The following is a 2,198-nucleotide window of genomic DNA, read 5'->3' as shown; positions in this document are numbered from 1 at the left end:
CCTTTTGATAAGGCGATAACCAGAGAGTCAGACATATCGTATTTAAATCAGTAGCGAACCTAGCCCGGCAAGCGCTGAATTTTTGCTCCCAATAACTGTAACTTTTCTTCAATACATTCGTAACCGCGATCAATATGGTAGATGCGATCAACCACGGTATCACCTTGAGCAACAAGCGCAGCAATAACGAGACTCGCCGACGCTCTCAGATCCGTCGCCATAACCGGCGCAGCCTGAAGCTTTTCAACACCTGTAATGATGGCCGTATTACCCTCAAGCTTAATATCCGCGCCCATTCGCTGCAGCTCTTGAACGTGCATAAAACGATTTTCGAACACTGTCTCTGTGACCGAACCCGCCCCTTCGGCGATACAGTTAAGCGAGACAAATTGCGCCTGCATATCAGTGGGAAACGCAGGATAAGGAGCGGTCCTTAAGGAAACAGCTTTTGGCCGCTTGCCTTTCATATCAAGCTCAATCCAATCTTCGCCTACAGTGATCTCAGCTCCAGCTTCTTCGAGCTTCACCAACACCGCATCCAAAATATCAGCGCGCGTATCTTTTAGCTTTACGCGTCCTCCAGTTGCTGCGGCAGCAACCAGATAAGTACCGGTTTCGACTCGGTCAGGCATCACGTCATAATGCGTACCTTTAAGATTCGCCACTCCCTCAATCACAATTTCAGAGGAACCATGCCCAGTTACTTTTGCCCCCATCGCGATCAAGCACTCTGCCAAATCAACAACTTCAGGCTCCCGCGCAGCATTTTTTAAAATCGTCGTACCCTCAGCGAGCGCAGCGGCCATTAGAAGGTTCTCGGTACCTGTTACGGTGACCACATCAAAAACAATGGTTGCGCCTTTCAAACGCCCATTAGAACGCGCCTTGATGTAACCATCCTCTACCGCTATGTCGGCGCCCATTGCTTCCAGACCCTTGATGTGCAGGTCAACAGGCCGGCTGCCAATCGCGCAACCACCAGGAAGAGATACTTCCGCTTTACCAAAGTGCGCAAGCAAAGGACCGAGCACCAAGATAGACGCGCGCATTGTCTTTACAAGATCGTAGGGCGCATTCAGATCTTTGATCGTCATGGCGTTGATCTCAACACTCATTTTCTCATCAATCATCAACTCAACGCCCATACGCCCCATGAGCTCAATCATCGTTGTGATGTCGTGAAGGTGCGGGAGATTGCCGATTGTAACGGGTTCACTGGCCAGCAACGCTGACGCCAAAATCGGTAGCGCTGAGTTTTTAGCGCCGGAAATACGAATCTCGCCATCTAAAGCGACACCGCCACCAATAACTAATTTATCCATAAGAGCCTTACTTTAATAATTGATTGCCGGACCTTATTCGCCCTGCGAAGCCCACTCTGCAGGCGTGTAGGTCTGCATAACAACGGCGTGTATTGTGCCGTCGACAATGTGCTGATTAAGACAACCGTAAATGAGCTGCTGCCTCTTTACTTTGTTCAATCCGTCGAACTCATCACCCACTGCGCGCAACTGATACTGATATCCGTCGGTTTCAACAACAACTTCCATATTTGGGTATTGCGCTGTTACGAGCGCTTCAACTTCGTTTGCTTGCATACAAACACCCTTTCTAAGCGATTAAATCGATGAGCTAATTGGGCGCGTATCATACAGCAATCAGTGCAGGCACTAAAGGACAAGCTGTGGCGATTTAGCGCCCCAGTTAAGTATTAGAGAAAAAATAAAAACAGAGTGTTTAATGACTAAATATGAACTCGAGCCCACCAACGCGAGCCATATCAAAAAGTTTCTGTGGAGGTTCTTTAAACTCGAGCTCAATATCAAGGCTTTTTGCTTTGCGAATCAAGCACAAGCACAGAGACAAAATCTGACTATTGTAGGACTTGAGATCCTTCAGATAAACGACAACGCGAGGAGCATCATGCGCCTCAACCAACCGCTCGATAGATGCCCGAACCTCAACCAAATCGCTACGCGCAACCTCTCCACTTAAACTCACACTGGCATCGTCTCGCGTTGTCACCGAATACACTAGCTCTCCTCCAGAGGACCTGCGCCCTCAGGAACGTCAATCTCTAGATCAACACTCCAGTTCGAAATAACCGCCTCAATATCGCCTTTACGAGATTTCATTTCACTATCAAATTTATCCCTAAATGCCAGACCGATGTTGATGCCGAATACGATGACATTTTC

3 protein-coding genes are annotated in these 2,198 nt (G+C 48.2%); all 3 read right to left on the bottom strand.

Features of this window, described 5'->3' with window-relative positions; all coding sequences use genetic code 11:
- Positions 1 to 59: 59 nt before the first annotated feature.
- A complete protein-coding gene (murA, locus tag A3751_RS12490; RefSeq protein WP_068456495.1) occupies positions 60 to 1,322 on the bottom strand; it encodes a UDP-N-acetylglucosamine 1-carboxyvinyltransferase in 1,263 nt (420 codons plus the stop codon).
- A 33-nt stretch (positions 1,323 to 1,355) separates the two neighbouring features.
- Positions 1,356 to 1,598: a BolA family protein gene (locus A3751_RS12485; RefSeq protein WP_068456492.1), complete on the bottom strand. Its 243-nt coding sequence runs from the start codon at positions 1,596 to 1,598 to the stop codon at positions 1,356 to 1,358.
- A 139-nt stretch (positions 1,599 to 1,737) separates the two neighbouring features.
- Complete coding sequence (locus tag A3751_RS12480; RefSeq protein WP_068456489.1) at positions 1,738 to 2,034, bottom strand: STAS domain-containing protein; 297 nt, start codon at positions 2,032 to 2,034, stop codon at positions 1,738 to 1,740.
- Between the last annotated feature and the right edge of the window lie 164 nt (positions 2,035 to 2,198).

It is taken from the genome of Oleiphilus sp. HI0080 (assembly GCF_001635135.1).
Note: the sequence above shows the minus strand (reverse complement) of the source record. Positions and strands in the feature narration are given on the sequence as shown.